The organism is Dendronalium sp. ChiSLP03b (assembly GCF_034531165.2).
GTDB classification, from domain to species: Bacteria; Cyanobacteriota; Cyanobacteriia; order Cyanobacteriales; family Nostocaceae; genus Dendronalium; species Dendronalium minutum.
Genome location: NZ_JAVRBR020000031.1, coordinates 40,326 through 55,607, shown reverse-complemented (window position 1 = coordinate 55,607; position 15,282 = coordinate 40,326). Strand labels below are relative to the sequence as shown.

The 15,282-nt window shown below is 44.3% G+C and carries 14 protein-coding genes and 1 tRNA gene; 10 read left to right on the top strand and 5 right to left on the bottom strand.

Annotated elements, in window-relative coordinates; translation table 11 throughout:
- Positions 1-360 precede the first annotated feature (360 nt).
- From RMY31_RS07890 to RMY31_RS07845, 10 genes are all read left to right on the top strand, one after another.
- Positions 361-633 (top strand): hypothetical protein, encoded by a 273-nt coding sequence (locus tag RMY31_RS07890; RefSeq protein ID WP_322662329.1) that lies wholly within the window; start codon positions 361-363, stop codon positions 631-633.
- Between the two features lie 32 nt (positions 634-665).
- Positions 666-998, top strand: a complete 333-nt coding sequence (locus RMY31_RS07885; RefSeq protein ID WP_322662327.1) for a clan AA aspartic protease — start codon at positions 666-668, stop codon at positions 996-998.
- 128 nt (positions 999-1,126) lie between these two features.
- A complete protein-coding gene (locus tag RMY31_RS07880; protein ID WP_322662325.1) occupies positions 1,127-2,560 on the top strand; it encodes a BCD family MFS transporter in 1,434 nt (477 codons plus the stop codon).
- Positions 2,561-2,634: 74 nt separating this feature from the next.
- The gene (locus tag RMY31_RS07875) at positions 2,635-3,441 is read left to right on the top strand and encodes an inositol monophosphatase family protein (RefSeq protein WP_322662323.1); all 807 of its coding nucleotides are present in this window, start codon (positions 2,635-2,637) and stop codon (positions 3,439-3,441) included.
- A gap of 94 nt (positions 3,442-3,535) precedes the next feature.
- Positions 3,536-3,799, top strand: a complete 264-nt coding sequence (locus RMY31_RS07870) for a hypothetical protein (RefSeq protein ID WP_409877619.1) — start codon at positions 3,536-3,538, stop codon at positions 3,797-3,799.
- Positions 3,800-3,968: 169 nt separating this feature from the next.
- Positions 3,969-4,520: a hypothetical protein gene (locus RMY31_RS07865; protein ID WP_322662321.1), complete on the top strand. Its 552-nt coding sequence runs from the start codon at positions 3,969-3,971 to the stop codon at positions 4,518-4,520.
- Between the two features lie 191 nt (positions 4,521-4,711).
- The gene (locus tag RMY31_RS07860; RefSeq protein WP_322662319.1) at positions 4,712-5,665 is read left to right on the top strand and encodes an MDR/zinc-dependent alcohol dehydrogenase-like family protein; all 954 of its coding nucleotides are present in this window, start codon (positions 4,712-4,714) and stop codon (positions 5,663-5,665) included.
- A gap of 70 nt (positions 5,666-5,735) precedes the next feature.
- Positions 5,736-6,101: a DUF1818 family protein gene (locus RMY31_RS07855; RefSeq protein ID WP_322662317.1), complete on the top strand. Its 366-nt coding sequence runs from the start codon at positions 5,736-5,738 to the stop codon at positions 6,099-6,101.
- A gap of 50 nt (positions 6,102-6,151) precedes the next feature.
- Positions 6,152-6,225, top strand: a tRNA-Pro gene (locus tag RMY31_RS07850).
- 192 nt (positions 6,226-6,417) lie between these two features.
- Positions 6,418-6,702 carry a hypothetical protein gene (locus tag RMY31_RS07845; RefSeq protein ID WP_322662312.1) on the top strand — a complete coding sequence of 95 codons (285 nt, stop codon included), beginning with the start codon at positions 6,418-6,420 and terminating at the stop codon, positions 6,700-6,702.
- 5 nt (positions 6,703-6,707) lie between these two features.
- On the opposite strand, the gene RMY31_RS07840 is transcribed toward RMY31_RS07845, so the two are convergent.
- From RMY31_RS07840 to RMY31_RS07820, 5 genes are all read right to left on the bottom strand, one after another.
- Complete coding sequence (locus RMY31_RS07840; RefSeq protein WP_322662311.1) at positions 6,708-7,505, bottom strand: Tab2/Atab2 family RNA-binding protein; 798 nt, start codon at positions 7,503-7,505, stop codon at positions 6,708-6,710.
- 177 nt (positions 7,506-7,682) lie between these two features.
- Positions 7,683-9,896: an alpha-glucan family phosphorylase gene (gene glgP / locus RMY31_RS07835; RefSeq protein ID WP_322662309.1), complete on the bottom strand. Its 2,214-nt coding sequence runs from the start codon at positions 9,894-9,896 to the stop codon at positions 7,683-7,685.
- Between the two features lie 738 nt (positions 9,897-10,634).
- Positions 10,635-13,235 (bottom strand): DUF3769 domain-containing protein, encoded by a 2,601-nt coding sequence (locus RMY31_RS07830; protein ID WP_322662307.1) that lies wholly within the window; start codon positions 13,233-13,235, stop codon positions 10,635-10,637.
- Positions 13,236-13,541: 306 nt separating this feature from the next.
- Entirely contained in the window at positions 13,542-13,658 is a 117-nt protein-coding gene (locus RMY31_RS07825; protein ID WP_206263044.1) for a photosystem II reaction center protein I, read from the bottom strand.
- A gap of 548 nt (positions 13,659-14,206) precedes the next feature.
- A complete protein-coding gene (locus RMY31_RS07820; protein ID WP_322662304.1) occupies positions 14,207-14,902 on the bottom strand; it encodes an acyltransferase in 696 nt (231 codons plus the stop codon).
- Between the last annotated feature and the right edge of the window lie 380 nt (positions 14,903-15,282).

Here is a 15,282-nt window from a genome sequence, read left to right as displayed (position 1 = left end):
TGGTAATAACGAGTAGAGTAACATTGATTTTTTAGGGGTTTTGGGTATAACGAAGGAAACTATTGGCAGCGATCGCAGTTTTCTCCCCCAACCACCCAGCCTGCGAAGCACGACCGCACAATAGAGATGCACAGCATTGGCTCTTAAAACCATTGAGATGGCTTGTTTGTAGCAACTAAAGTAAGAAACTAAGGACGCTCATTTTCTTACTTTAGTCTTTGTTCAAGTTTTTTTACCATTTGCTACTATGATGCGATCGCTCTCATACTTCCTACAGAATCAAGCATTGCTCTCTAACCTCTTTAGCTTCTGCTCTACAATGAAGTGAAGAATCTAGCAGCTTAAACAGGGGATTTATTTATGTCCCACCCTACACTTAGTAGCCAAGAAATCGCCCGGCGTGGAAAAGAACTTTACGAAAAAAGAATCCGCGCTGAAGTTGAGACGGCAGAAAACATTGGCAAAATTATCTCGATTAATGTTGAAACAGGAGATTACGAAATCGGTGATGATTTAGTCGAAACGAGTCTTCGACTACAAGCCAAGCAACCCAATGCAGCACTTTGGGGAGAAAGAATTGGTTTTGATGCAGTTTATGCAGTTGGTGGTACGTTGCTCAGGGCGGCACAGTGATAAACGGGACTGTAGTTGGACTTCAGGCAATAATGAGTTTGATTATTCTTCCACCAGAAGGTTCAGATGTCGAAATCGAATGTGTTATCGATACAGGATTTGAGGGATTCTTAACCTTGCCGCCTTCTCTTATTACTGAGCTTGGCTTGCCTTACCTCATAAATATCAACGCAAATCTTGCTAACAATTCCAATGTGGAAACAGATGTTTATTTAGCAACAATTGTATGGAATGGTGTGGAGCGTAATATTGCAGGACTAGCAATAGGTCGCCGTCCACTTATCGGCACTGCTTTGCTGGAAGATTACCATCTCAGTATAGATTTTTGTGAGGGTGGTACGGTTCTGGTGGATGAAATTCTATAACCTGAAAGCGTCTCTACCGCCAAATCCAACAATTCATCACTTGAAATGACTAGGTTTTTTGGAATATCGAACAGTTTATCTTTAATTAAAGAGAGACTATTTTTGATAAACCATACGAAAAAATAGCTATGGCAAGCGGTGAAGTGTTTGATAGTGAAACAAAATCCCTAGGAATGCCAAGGGTCAATTTGCTGACCATGTTCCGACTCGGCTTATTTCAAATGGGACTCAGCATGATGTCCATCTTGACTCTGGGGGTACTCAACAGAGTCATGATTCAAGAAATAGCAATTCCGGCAACGCTAGTATCGCTAGTTCTAGCACTGCCCTTATTTGTTTCTCCTTCCCGCGTCTGGTTTGGTCAAATATCCGATGCCAAGCCTTTATGGGGATACCACCGCACAGCTTATGTTTGGGTGGGGGCGGCAATATTGGCGATCGCAGCATTTTTAGCTGTACAAGTAATGTGGCAGCTAAATAGTGCCGCAACTAGTGCAGGTGGGTGGGGATGGACAACCCAAACCATCGGCTGGACAGCACTTTTATCCTTAGTTTTTGCTGTATATGGTTTAGCAATTTGTGCTAGTGGTACTGCCTTTGCTGCTTTGTTGGTGGATGTATCCGAAGAAGACAATCGTCCCAAAGTAGTGGGTGTGGTTTGGTCAATGCTGATGGTGGGGATTATTGTGGGAGCGATTATTAGTGCCAGCTTGCTCAAGCAATTAACGCCAGAAGCAACTGTGGAAACCTTAAAAGCAGCGGTCAATAGATTATTTATTATCGTCCCAGCGATTGTATTTTGGTTGGCGATCGCAGCGACATTTGGCGTGGAGAAAAAGTACTCGCTTTACTCCAATCGTTCCACACTGGTAAATCGAGAAGACAGCATTACCTTAGGGGCTGCTTGGAAAATCTTGACGGCAAGTCCACAAACAGGTTTGTTTTTCACTTTTTTAGTGGTGATGACACTGTGCTTGTTTATGCAAGACCCAGTTTTGGAACCCTATGCAGGTCAGGTGTTTAAAATGCCTTTGGCAGAAAGCACCAAGTTGAACGTTTATTACGGTATTGGTCTGCTAATTGCCTACGCCGTGGCTGGCTTTTTGATTGTGCCGCGTTTGGGTAAGCGCAAAAGCGCTCGCTTAGGCTGTATGTTGGTGGCATTGTGTGCAGCATTATTGGGTATTTCAGGATTTACAGCTAATGCAGCTTTCCTCAAGCTGGGTTTAGTTTTATTCGGTTTAGCTACTGGTTTCTTAACTACAGCAGCAATTAGCTTGATGCTAGATCTCACAGCAGCTGAAGCCGCAGGTACTTTTATTGGGGCATGGGGACTAGCACAGGCTATCTCTAGGGGAGTAGCAGTGGTCGTAGGCGGTACTATTTTAGACGTAGGTCGTAGGGTACTACCCAGTCTGGAACTAGCTTATGGATTGGTATTTGCCCTAGAAGCCGTGGGGATGGTGGTGTCGATTTGGTTTTTGAATCGAGTGAACGTCACAGAATTTCAAACTAGTACCAAACAAGCGATCGCCTCTGTTTTGGAAAGTGATTTAGATTAAACTGGAAACTTCTCCAGGCAAAATCCGAATTTACCTATCTTGGCTCAGGAACGCCTTTGCGCGAGAATTAATCAATGAATGATTTTTGGACAACAGTTCTCGATTTTGCCCAAACTACCACTACCAGAGTGGGAACGCAATTGATGCAGGACTTTGGGCAGGTACAGGCTTTACAAAAAGCTGATGGTAGTTTGGTGACACAGGCGGATAAATGGGCGGATCGGGAAATTCGGGATGCGATCGCTTCTAATTTCTCTGGCTACGGAATTTTGAGCGAAGAAAGCGATCAGTCATTTCCGGGTACTGAATGGTGTTGGGTAATTGACCCTTTAGACGGTACAACCAACTTTACGCGGGGTATTCCCATTTGGTCGATTTCTCTGGGCTTGCTTTATCAAGGCACGCCCATTTTTGGTTATGTTCATGTCCCACCACTAAATCAAACTTTTCACGGTTTCTGGGAGGGTTCATCTGGTTTAGCAACGCCATCCGGGGCATTTTTCAATCATCACCCCATCCACACCAGTGCTGATGCTCCCAGCAACAATCACTTTTTCAACCTTTGTTCTCGTAGCACTGCGGTCATCCAAAAAGGTTTTCCCTGCAAAATTCGGATGTTGGGTGTGGCTAGCTATAACTTTCTGACGGTTGCGACTGGGGCGACGTTAGGTGGTATTGAAGCAACACCAAAGGTTTGGGACTTGGCGGGGGCTTGGGTAATTGTTCAAGCTGCTGGCGGCGTTTGGTCATCACTGAAATCTGAGCCGTTTCCTTTATTACCAGGGCAAGATTATAGCGATCGCTCCTTTCCCACCCTGGTTATCAGCCGTCCGGAATTGCTGTCAACATTTGAACCGTTTCTGAAAGAATTGAAAATTTGAATAGGCCACCTTGTAAGTGGGGAGTAGGAGTGAGGAGGAGCCACTCCATTGCGGTGAATCAGCGCTGCGGGAGGGAAACCCTCCGCAGGCGATTGTGAATCCGAAGGGGGGTTTCCACGGCAGTTCCTACCCTGCGGGTACTCCTTCTCCTAAGGTCGCCGCTAAAGCGAACGGAGAACTCGTTCGGCAAAGCCGTTCTTGTACCCCTGCGGGGAAGCAAGCTACGCGTAGCGGCTACAAGTCTGGCGACCGAACGGACTGCCTCCTCTTTATAGCAAGGTGGCGTTGGCAGCGGGGAATGGGGAAAAGACCACTTTCATACTTGGCGGTGTCCGAAGTTTATAAAAACTGCCTTTAGACAAGGTATAAACTTTTGCGATGGAATTTAACAAAAACTTGAACAGACGATGTTTTTAGTATAAATTAGGTTGCGCTCATCCTGAGTGAAATGAAAAACTAGTGTAGCTACTAAATTACATAACATTGTGGTTTAGATCGCAATTGAGTAGCTGGATATATAGAATCTTATGTTGTCTAACCTAGATTTGATTCGTGAGTTTGTAGACAAATCTACCCAGAAAAAAGATGTTTTGTTGTCAAACTCTGCTTTGACAGCGCAAACTGTATACAAAACTAACCAACTAACAGCCAAGTCTGAAGGTTTAATTGCTACAGCGCAACTCAATAATACTTTACCTGAGTTTTTAATTCAGGCTAAGTCATCCCATTGGGAATTAATGAATCAAGCATTGGCAGAATACTGTTATCTCCTCAAAGGAGAAATAGATCGTCGTGGTTTTTATCAGTATCAACACTGCCAAGTGCCAAAAGGCTATCAAATGCACTGTAGCAAATCTGTGATGCTATGGCGAGCTTGGTGGAAATATCGCAAAAATGCTTTAAGAGGTGGTATTCCATTGGATCTTTTGATCCAGAATCGAGATTCATGGTATCCCATCAGAGATTTAGTTATTAGTGATGGACTTCTTTACATCAAAACTTTAGGAAGTGAGATAGAGGTTCATTCAGAAGACTTGGTGATTTGGTTAAGTAAAATCGAGGTAAAGTCTCAAAATTAGTGCTAAGTCCTGGTATAGACTTTTAATCTAAAATCTGTCTTGAAAAGTTTGCTCAACGGGGGAACCCCCCGAAGTTGCTCCACTTGGGCAAAGACGACACTTGCTACAACGGAGGGAACCTCCGCAACGCAGTGTCTTCCCAAGACCGCACTTCTCTTTGCACGCAACTTTTCGCAAAATCCAAAATTAGTATGAAAGGACTCTGGCTCGAAAACAACCAATTGCAACTACGCACGGACATTTCTATTCCTGAGCCGCCATCAACGGAAGCACTGGTGCGTGTATTATATGCGGGTATCTGTAACACTGACTTGGAGCTTAAAAGAGGCTACTATCCCTATACAGGTATTTTAGGCCATGAATTTGTTGGCGTTGTGGAACAAGGGCCAGAACACTTAGTAAATCAGCGTGTAGTTGGCGAAATCAACGCTGTTTGCGGGCATTGTCGATTTTGTCGGACTGGTCAACCAACTCATTGCGAAAACCGTACAGTCCTGGGCATTGTCAACCGTCACGGAGCCTTTGCTGACTATCTCTGTTTGCCAGTGGAGAACCTCCATCCCGTACCCGATAATGTACCATCTGAGGTAGCAACTTTTACAGAACCATTAGCAGCAGCACTGGAGATTCAGCAACAGGTAGCATTGGGTGTAAATGACCGAGTATTAGTAGTGGGAGATGGCAAGCTAGGGCAACTCGTAGCGCAGACGCTAGCTTTAACTGGTTGTGAACTATTGGTCGTAGGGCGACATCGAGAAAAGCTGGCTAACCTAGAAGCACGGGGTATCAAAACTGGTCTAGCCGAGGCTGTTACAGATAGGGCATTTGATATCTCAGTAGAGTGTACTGGCAACCCCGAAGGATTTGCGATCGCTCGTCGCGCTTTGCGTCCCCGTGGTACTTTAGTGCTTAAAAGTACCTATGCTGGCAATATCAGCATAGATGCTTCTTCTTTGGTAGTAGACGAAATTACTCTTATTGGCTCTCGCTGCGGCCCCTTTCCGGCAGCCCTCCAATTGCTAGCCACAGGACAAGTTGACGTACAACCCCTTATTCATGCCCGCTATCCCCTTAGTGAAGGACTTTTCGCTTTTGAGTTAGCTCAACGTCGAGGTGTATTAAAGGTCTTGCTAGAAATTAGTTAAGAGTTAGGAGTTATTATTCTCTACCTTCCCCTCTGCTCCTTGCAGGCAAGTTTTAAAAAGTCAGCAGATAATGGAACGTTTAGTTAAAAGCGGATCTGGTTGGCGTATTGGTTGGAATCCCAATGCACTCGAATTTAAAGGTTTAGTCGGTACGGATGATTGGGCAGTTGAGTTAACAGAAGCCGAATTGAATGATTTTTGTCGGTTACTGGCACAGTTAGCAGACACCATGAAACAACTCGCAGCGGAATTGATGGACGAAGAGAAAATCGCCTGTGAAGCCGAAAGCGATTTATTATGGATGGAAGTAGAAGGCTATCCTGATGAATATAGTCTGCACTTTATCCTCAATACAGGACGGTGTGTAGAAGGCAAGTGGAATGCTTCTGCTGTAGCGGATTTGCTGCAAGCTACTGGGATGCTTAAGGTTTTTTAAATTTGCCTGTTGATTATCTTATAATTTTGCAATATAATGGAAATTCTGACCGGGGCGTAGCGCAGCTTGGTAGCGCGCCACTTTGGGGTAGTGGAGGTCGTGGGTTCGAATCCCGCCGCTCCGATTCACAAAAGACCCTAACTGCTAATCTTTACTAAAAGATTGGCAGGTTTTTTGTATTCATAAATTACACGTCACCTTTGAGATGAGAAATTTTTGTTGAGATAGCAAAATATAAGAGGAAAACTATCATAGAGGCTTAACATATCTTGATGAATTAGGGCAAACAGTTGATAAAGCCGATGAAGCCCTTGATATGGCTCGCGCTTACTTAGAGATAAAGTTTTTAGAAAATCTTGACCGTAGTGAAGAAATAGCTAAAGAATCTCTGCAAATATTTCAAGACTACAACCGCCAAAAACTTGAAGCAGCAGCACGCAAATTATTGGGCGAAATTTATCTACAACGTGCCCAGCAAAATCAACCCAGTGCTGAAACAGTCGCTATCCAATTTTTCACTGAAAGTTTGCAAATCTATCGAGAACTGGATTTAACGGAAAAGGCTGTAGAGGTAAAGCAGTTGATATTTGTAAACCAATAATAACGTTATAACTTTTCCGTCTGCAACAGCCAAAAGCCACTGTAAGTCATCCCTGACTCATCAGGCTGTACCAACAGAAAATGCAACCCTTGACTTTGTTGTTTGCGTTGTTCATAAACTTTAGCTGCCGCTACAACTTCTGCATCTTCAAAAGTCGCTACAATCCACCTATCTATCAAACCCGCTTCTAGTACCAAGCCATCAGGCGCACCAGCTAGATAATTTAACGCTACGGGACGTGCTTCTTCTAACCATCTTGCTAAACGTAGCGATCGCCTGCCACCATAGATTACTACACCAGGAATAGGAAGTGTTGATGCCAAGCCCAGATTGATGGGTTTGAGAAATTCTGGCATGGACAAAACGGGAATTAAGCGTTCTGCAAACACATCCACGAGTTCACCAGCCTGAAGTGTAGCAAAGCGCCATTCTTCCCCCCACAAGTTTTCTGGTAATGGCGTGGGTGGTGGTTTATCCAGCGCTAAGGGATATTGTTTTTCCTGCAACCATTGTTTTAATGCCAAAGTGCGACGAGTTGGTTCGACATTAATACCTAAGTTACGCCCAGCTGCTTGAATTAAACTCAAAGATTGAGGACGAAATACTTGAATCAAATCTGGCAACTTTTCACCAGCTGCTAGCTGAATTTGATCTGCAACCCAACTTGAATTCGCTGCTGACTGGGGACAGGTAGCAGCATACTCAAAACTGCGAGTTGCATCACAAATTAATAACTCCCATAAAACTTGTCCTGATACCTCCTGTAAGGGACTACGATAAAAATCTGCCTGCCAAATTTTCATAAAGTTTTGTGACTTCTATATCTGATACCATTTTGGATTTTAGATTTTGGATTGGTAATCGCCTTCTGTGTCTGGGTTCATTTTTAATTTTTAATTGGCATCACCTGTCAGTATCACGAAAAAAAAGGAGCAGATAACCCACCCCTTTATTTCACCAGGAGGCTAAAAATAAATTCTCTACAGCAGAACCTTAGCTAAAATTGGTTCTACACGAGTAGCAATTTCCGGGACATACACTTGAGAAACGTAATCGGCAATCATCCTGTCTGTGTTGAATAGTGGTGCATTGGTCTTAATCGATGCTTTCATCATCTGCACCCAGCGATGGGGAATGCCTTGAGCATCTTGGTCATAATATAGGGGAACAATTTCCTCTTCTAATAGCTGATATAGCGATTGCGAATCAATGCGGTCTTGTAATTCTTGGTCGCTGGTATGAGCATCTTCACCAATTGCCCAACCGTTAATTCCCTTACCGTCTGAGCCAGCTTGGTAGCCTTCGCACCACCAGCCATCAAGGACGCTGCAATTAATGCCACCGTTGAAGCAGACTTTTTGGCCACTTGTACCAGATGCTTCTAGGGGACGGCGGGGGTTGTTCAGCCATACATCCACACCTTGCACAAGTTTTTGTCCGGTGTAAATGTCGTAATCTTCAATAAAGGCAACTCGGTTGAGAATCCCTGAATTTTGACACCATTCCATCAAGCGCTGAATAATTCGTTTACCTTCTTCATCAGCTGGATGAGCTTTACCTGCAAAGATAATTTGTACTGGACGTTTGGCATCACCAAAAATCTTCAATGCCCGTTGAGCATCGCGCAAAATCAGATCGCCACGTTTGTAAGGGCTAAAGCGTCTGGCAAATCCAATTGTTAGCACATTCGAGTCGAGCAGGCTGTCACTGGCTTGAATGAGTTTGTAATCTTCACCACGCTGTTCCCGTGCTTTCTTGACTTTATAACGGGTGTAGGCTATCAATCGTTCTTTAAGGATGAGATGACGCGACCACAGTTCCTCATCGGGAATCTCGTCAACCTTAGCCCACATCTTAGGATCGACAGCATGATTTTTCCAATCTCCTCCTAGATATTGATTGTATAGGTCAGCCAATAGGGGAGCAGTCCAAGTGGGTGCATGAACGCCATTGGTAATGTAACCAATTGGTACCTTGTCTTCAGACCGTTGAGGAAAGAGAACTGTCCACATTTTGCGGGAAACTTGACCGTGCAATTCACTCACGCCATTACAAGCACGACACATCCGCAGGGCTAAAACGGTCATACCGAAGGGTTCCCAAGGGTCACCTAGTCGTCGTGCGCCCAATGCCAAAAATTGCTCGCGGGAAAGTCGCAGTTGCGGCCAGTACTGAGCAAAGTAGGAGTCGATTAAATCGGGAGAAAAGACATCGTGACCAGCGGGAACGGGTGTATGGGTGGTGAATACGCAACTATTCCGGACTTTGGCTTCGATATCGTAGAAAGATTTGCCTGTACGCTCAATTTCTAGTCTGGCAATTTCTAAAGTGCAGAAGGCGGCGTGTCCTTCGTTGAGGTGATAGACGGAAGGTTGAATTCCCAAGGCATCTAAGGCCCGGACACCGCCAATTCCCAAGACAACTTCTTGAGCGATGCGAGTTTCTAAATTACCGCCATATAGGTGTCCAGTTAGCCAGCGATCGATGGGATCGTTGTCTTCGCGATCGCTATCGAGTAAATATAAACTTACCCGCCCTACTTGCACTCGCCAGATTTGCACTTTCACTTGTCGTTGGCGAATGTCTAAGTGAATCGTCAGCGGTTCCCCTTGTTGATTTTTAATTAACTCTATAGGCATCCGGTGAAAAGGATTATCCAGATAGTAATCTTCTTGCCAACCGTTGCGGTTCAGGCGTTGCCGAAAGTAACCTTGGCGATACAACAAGCCAACACCAACCATCGGTACACCCAAATCCGATGAAGATTTCAGGTGATCCCCAGCCAGAATACCTAAGCCGCCGGAATATACGGGTAGAGATTCATGGATGCCAAATTCGGCACAAAAGTAAGCTATGGGGCGGTCTTGCGAAACTTGCGGTGCAACGCGACTCACCCAAGTATCTTGCTGTGCCATGTAAGTATCAAACTCCCGTGCTAAGGCGGAAATTTGCTTGAGATAAAAAGGATCTTCCGCCAACTGAGTCAGGCGTTCGTAACTTGCTGCCTCTAAAATTGCCACTGGGTTATGCCCACAGCGTTCCCATTCTTGGGGATCGATAGTTTGGAATAGTGCTATGCGATCGCTAGTCCAACACCACCAATAGTTATAAGCTAAATCTGCTAAACGCTTGAGCGGAAAAGGTAACTTTTCACTCAAGCGAAATGCCGCTGTGACTGCATTGCTGTTAGTCATAGAAATCTCCGCCCTCTGTTAATTTTTCAAATGCTAGGTACTGGGGATCGAGAATTGGGGACTGGGATGAACAACTTACATCTTTTTTCCCAATCACTAAACCCTAATCTCCGATCCCTTATTGCTAATACCCAATCCTTTCATTTCCTCTTCAGGCTGATTGCGACCGAGTCTTCATTACTGAATCCTCCCCTGAAGTTAGAAACAGTTTATAGACATCAAACTTTATCCAAAATTAATGGTTGTTATTGTTTCTGCCTGTAGAGATTATCCCTGGTTTTTGACATTTATAATATTTTTTTCTATCAATTTAGTTGACTTCCTCTTAAATCATTTATTTTATTTTTAATATTTATTTATAATTTGATAAGAAGCTATAAAATTTCTATTGACAGTCTGAATAGCAGTAAATTACGACCGACATTTTTTGCTGAATATCAATATTTTTTATACAGCGGCAAGGGTAATTGCATTTTTATTTTTGGTAAAATTCATGTCTCTTAATAAAAGATTAATATTGAGTAGCATTCAAAAGATGTGTGCAGGATAAGGATGTAGAAGTTAAGGGGCGAACGACTGTATCCTTCTCCTGACGGAGACGCTGCGCGTAGTTTGCTTCCCCGCAGGAGTACGGTAACGTTAAGAGCAAACACCCGTACAGGAGTTAGGAGTTAGTTGTCATTTCTCCCTCTGCTCCCCTTCCTCCTCTGATCTGCTCTTTGTCCCCCGAGCTAACGATTAATTCTGCTGTTGTACGCCATTCACAACTGGCTTAACTTGACCATCAGAAAATGGATTAGTACCACCAGTCCAGTTAAAGTCACTAATCCGAATACTGAAGCCACCTAGTTCCAGCACAGGATTATAACGTAACGTGATTCCATAAGTGCGGCGACTATATTCCACAAAGTAGTCGGTACTACTTTCTTCACCTGTATCTAAGTTAATTGATGTTTGAAAGCCTAAGCGAAATGGCCCGTAAATTTGTTGGGAGATGCCAGCACTTAGCACTCTATTATCAACAGAGCGATCGAACAAAAACGGTGATAATCCACTGTTTAAGCCCTGAAAATAAGTAATATTAAAAGCGGTGTAGTCTAAAAAAGGGCGAGAGAAGTTACCAATTTGCCCTACTAAGCCAACTCTACCAGTCAGGGTGCTTTGGTTGTCTCCATTACTGTAATAGCTACTAGTGCCTGTGATCCCAACGATCGCCTGCAAATAAGGAACTACAGGATTGGCTGTGTATTTTAATCCCTGAGTGGCAGTGGGTGGTAATGGTTTACCCTGCCAAAGCAAAAAGCCTTTACTAAGGTCGGCGCTGGCTTGTAAGCGACCTAGTGAAATGCGATCGTTTTCTCGATTTGGTTCTAGCAAATCTTGGCGGTCAGTGTTGGCGTTGATATATTGAGCGCCTGCTTGATAGGTGAGGTTAACGCCACTTTTACCCAAAGGAATCACCGGCGAGAGAAGGACACCGCCAAGACTACTCTGGACAGTTTGAAAGCCGAGAGTACCATTATAAAGGCGATCGCGGTAGCTATATTCTAAATTCAGGATATGGGGATTGGGTTCGCCTAATAACTGGCGTAATCGCAAACTTGCCCGCAGATTTTCGTCCACTTCATCTAAGTCAAAACTGGTTAACTCTCCAGAACCTTGGAGTGTAGTCCGCGGACTGAAAACGGCATTCAGCTTCGACTTCACGCCAAACACTGATGCTACATCGCTTATGCCTCCTTGTACGGCTTTTTGCACGAAAAACTGGGGCGTGATGGTAAAGTTTGCCTGTTCTGTATTCAGGGGTGTGAAGCTCCGTTCGACATACAAACCACCCCGCTTATCGCCATCAAAACCGGGAGACACGATTGTAGGTGTAACTTCCCGCTCTCGACGGTCAATGGTTCGTTGATCTATTGGAATTGGCAGACTGAATTTTTGATCAAATACTAAACGCTGGCGCTGTGTTTTAATTCGGTCTACCAAGGGAGCTTCGCGCGTCACAGTTACTTTATCTGCCCGTAACTCTAGTTCTGGGGGCGAAAACGGGTCATTGGTGAGCCGCACATCCCTAGCTTGCCAGCCTCGCGGATAAAAATCAATGTGTTTAGCTTCAAACCGTACCCGCCTGACTATACCACCTGTTTTTGGCGCTGGGACATTGCTAGCGTCTCGACCACCACCTAACGCAAAGTCAATTCCTCCCGGACTGCTCACACCGGAAGTAGGCTGATTAGCTCTGATGCGATCGCTTGGCGGTCGCTGTGGTACTCCACTAGTTGTCACATCGGTGGAGTTGAAAGCAAAGTCTGTTGACGCTGAGGGTATGTAAATCTCCCCCTTACCATTTTCTAGTTCGCCACTGTCTTGAACAAAGTTATAAGTAAAGCGTTGTCCTCGTAATACCTGATCGCCGCGTGTCAATGCCACATTGCCTTCCCCAACGGCGATCAAGTTATCCAAGTTTACTTGCAAGCGATCGGCATCTACCACTGCCCCGTCAAATCGCACTACCACATTACCTTCTGCGGTGACAATACGCCGTTGTTCGTCGTACTCCTGTCTATCTGATATGACTTCTACAACTCTCTCCCTAGCTGGCGGTGTAGTTGTAGGTGCAGGCTGTTGCGGAGTACCAGCAGGTGGTGGTTGGGTTTGCTGGGCTGGTGATGGTGACTGGAATTCTATAGTAGAGGGCGTTGAGGCTTCGTTTGTTTGGCTGCGAGACTTAAACTCTATAATATTTTGTACTGGTTGAGAACTTGGTGCATTGGGTGCGCCCTCAAAAGCAGATACAGAGAGATTACTTTCTCCTGAAGACTGTTGTGTACTGGTATCAACTGGCTGTACTTGTTGGGTTAATTCTTCAGCTAAGACTTGCGCTTTCGGTGGCAAGAAATTCTTATTGTTTGTCACCCTCGGAACAACAGACCTATCTGAACTACTGACATTATCGGGATTAGCAACTTTAACCTGCTGCATAGGATAACCAACTGCCTGAGGCTGGCCCAAATTTACGGCGCTCCTAGACGCGGCAAGAGGAGAAAATTCTGGTGGGAAAGTTTCTGGTTTATTGGGTGCTGCGATTTTAGCGGCTACTGAATTATACTTAGTGGCATCGTTAGAACTTAGTAGCGGCGAATTCTCAGCGATTCCTGTATTTGGAATTGGCGGCGTTTCCCGTTTTAGCTCAGACTTTTCTTTATTTACTTGGATGCTAGGAGAAGTGGCCTCTGCGATCGCAGGAAACTGGATTGTACTAGCAGATGTGATGGAATTTACAGGTTGTACAGGTTCGAGGATAGGAGGCAGTGTAGGCGGTGGAACTGAATGAAGCATATTTGGGAACAATTAAGCTAGCAAATAGCCAATTGACAGCCGGAAGGATGAATTACACTTTTAGCCTTCCGACTTTTGCTTTTTGCTTACATGCAGCAAGCCGCCCGGAAGAAGACACTGCGTTGCCAAGAAAAGACTCGTTCGCGAGTTAGTTTTACGGCAAGAGCGACGAGCTTCAGAGAATTTCCTTCCGAACAAACTGCGAAAGATTTTCTCCGTTATAGCAACTGCCGTCTCGTTAAAACAAGTGTCTTTAACTTCTTGTGTTTTCCGCCTTCCGGCAGTCGCGGATAATTTATCGGGATTTTACTCTAAATCCCGACGACCGGGGTTGCGAGCTGGGTCATTCGACAAAAATCCGAAGACGAAGATAGTCACGAAGAAAGCAACAACAATATAAACAACGATTTTTAAAGTAACCATAGAAACAGCTCCAAGGGTTTTGAGAAAAGGCTCTCTCAGTATCTGCTACGCAGAAAAGATAGCTCCTTTATCTTACCCAAATCTCGTCCCTTTTTCAGATGACACTACTAGGAGTAGAGAAGTATGTCACTGCGACTTAATAGGTGCGATGTCTTTTGTTGACTCGCCCCTGCCGAACTTTTGATGCCCATCCTACTCTACGAGAATCTGCTTTGGAGTCACAGCAAAACGCGTCTACGCACGCAATGCCTGTTATCTAGTGCTATGGTTTGTCTAATTTGTAGATGTACCTCAGAAAGTAGTTGCTAACTAGTTACTCTTGAGACGTTTACTAACAGCATAAGTTTCCAGTTGCAGCGATAAATGAAGAAGCAGAGGCGCAGAGGGAGCAGGAGTAGAAATCACAACTGACTGCTAACAGACGCGATTAATCGCGTCTCTACTTCTACTACGGACGCGATTAATCGCGTCTCTAGTTCTACCGTGCGGGAAGGCGTTCCGCTTACAACGGGGAAACGGCAACGCAGTGGCTACTCAGCACTGAATATTCAGTCGGAAGATATGACCAAATCCTTAGCTATTCGGTTTTTGATGACTCGCGCAGGCATACCTACAGCAATAGAGAAGGGGGGAATATCTTTATTGACAACTGCTCCTGCACCAATCACACTACCTTTACCAATAGTGACACCATCTAATACTGTCACTCCATGTCCTAGCCAACAGTCATCCTCAATCACAATTCCCTGACGAATAACTCCTTGATGTTTGATTAACTTCTTCGGATCTGCAAAATTGTGATGGTTAGCATATATTCCTGAGTGGGCTGCTATCATACAGTGCTTACCAATTTTGATGTCTCCAGGTCCAGCAATAGAGACATCAGGCCCAATGAAGGTTTCTTCATCAATGTGTATGCATGTGTCTTCCAAGCAGCCTATATCAACATTGCGTTCAATCGCTACTCCGTCTCCGAGATAAATTCTGTTATTTTCATGTCCTTTAGCATCGATACGAACACCTTTGAAAATATATACACCCTTACCCATTTCTATATAGTTAGTCCCAATAAATTCCACACCGTTTTGAATATAAACTGGGCTACCCATCTGAGCAAAAATCCTACTATATGCCAGATTTCGTAACTTTGGACCGAAAGCGATCGTGGGAATCTCTCCTAAGAAAGTAGTTACCAATAATTCTTGTAAGCGCTGCCATTTGGAAGAATATCGCTTATGATTCATGGCTAAATATCTCTCAGATAAATTGTTGTTGACAGTACTGAAGTGTTGTTGGGACTGTATCCTGTCTTCTGGTAGTAGCAATTATCCTGATATTTCTCAAGCTATGAATTTGATTTGCGGTGATACACAAATTTCCCAATATTTTTAGATAACTTTCCTATTGCTGGAAATACCAAAGTCTGGATTTGAATACATCAGCAATTCTCGAATTACATCCTGCATCTAATATGCCTGAAGGACTGACAAAAAATACTGTGGCAATATGTCTATAATTAAAGCAAGACAATATACTGCTGTTCTGCCAGACTGAATTCCCAAGCGAATACTCAGTGAGTTGCAGCTTTCCATTTCAGACTATTAAATTGTAAAATTGGGTACTT

Coding starts and splice junctions, on each gene's coding strand:
- RMY31_RS07890 (WP_322662329.1), top strand. CDS start 361: ATGTCCCACCCTACACTTAGTAGCCAAGAAATCGCCCGGCGTGGAAAA.
- RMY31_RS07885 (WP_322662327.1), top strand. CDS start 666: ATGAGTTTGATTATTCTTCCACCAGAAGGTTCAGATGTCGAAATCGAA.
- RMY31_RS07880 (WP_322662325.1), top strand. CDS start 1,127: ATGGCAAGCGGTGAAGTGTTTGATAGTGAAACAAAATCCCTAGGAATG.
- RMY31_RS07875 (WP_322662323.1), top strand. CDS start 2,635: ATGAATGATTTTTGGACAACAGTTCTCGATTTTGCCCAAACTACCACT.
- RMY31_RS07865 (WP_322662321.1), top strand. CDS start 3,969: ATGTTGTCTAACCTAGATTTGATTCGTGAGTTTGTAGACAAATCTACC.
- RMY31_RS07860 (WP_322662319.1), top strand. CDS start 4,712: ATGAAAGGACTCTGGCTCGAAAACAACCAATTGCAACTACGCACGGAC.
- RMY31_RS07855 (WP_322662317.1), top strand. CDS start 5,736: ATGGAACGTTTAGTTAAAAGCGGATCTGGTTGGCGTATTGGTTGGAAT.
- RMY31_RS07845 (WP_322662312.1), top strand. CDS start 6,418: ATGGCTCGCGCTTACTTAGAGATAAAGTTTTTAGAAAATCTTGACCGT.
- RMY31_RS07840 (WP_322662311.1), bottom strand. CDS start 7,505: ATGAAAATTTGGCAGGCAGATTTTTATCGTAGTCCCTTACAGGAGGTA.
- glgP (WP_322662309.1), bottom strand. CDS start 9,896: ATGACTAACAGCAATGCAGTCACAGCGGCATTTCGCTTGAGTGAAAAG.
- RMY31_RS07830 (WP_322662307.1), bottom strand. CDS start 13,235: ATGCTTCATTCAGTTCCACCGCCTACACTGCCTCCTATCCTCGAACCT.
- RMY31_RS07825 (WP_206263044.1), bottom strand. CDS start 13,658: ATGGTTACTTTAAAAATCGTTGTTTATATTGTTGTTGCTTTCTTCGTG.
- RMY31_RS07820 (WP_322662304.1), bottom strand. CDS start 14,902: ATGAATCATAAGCGATATTCTTCCAAATGGCAGCGCTTACAAGAATTA.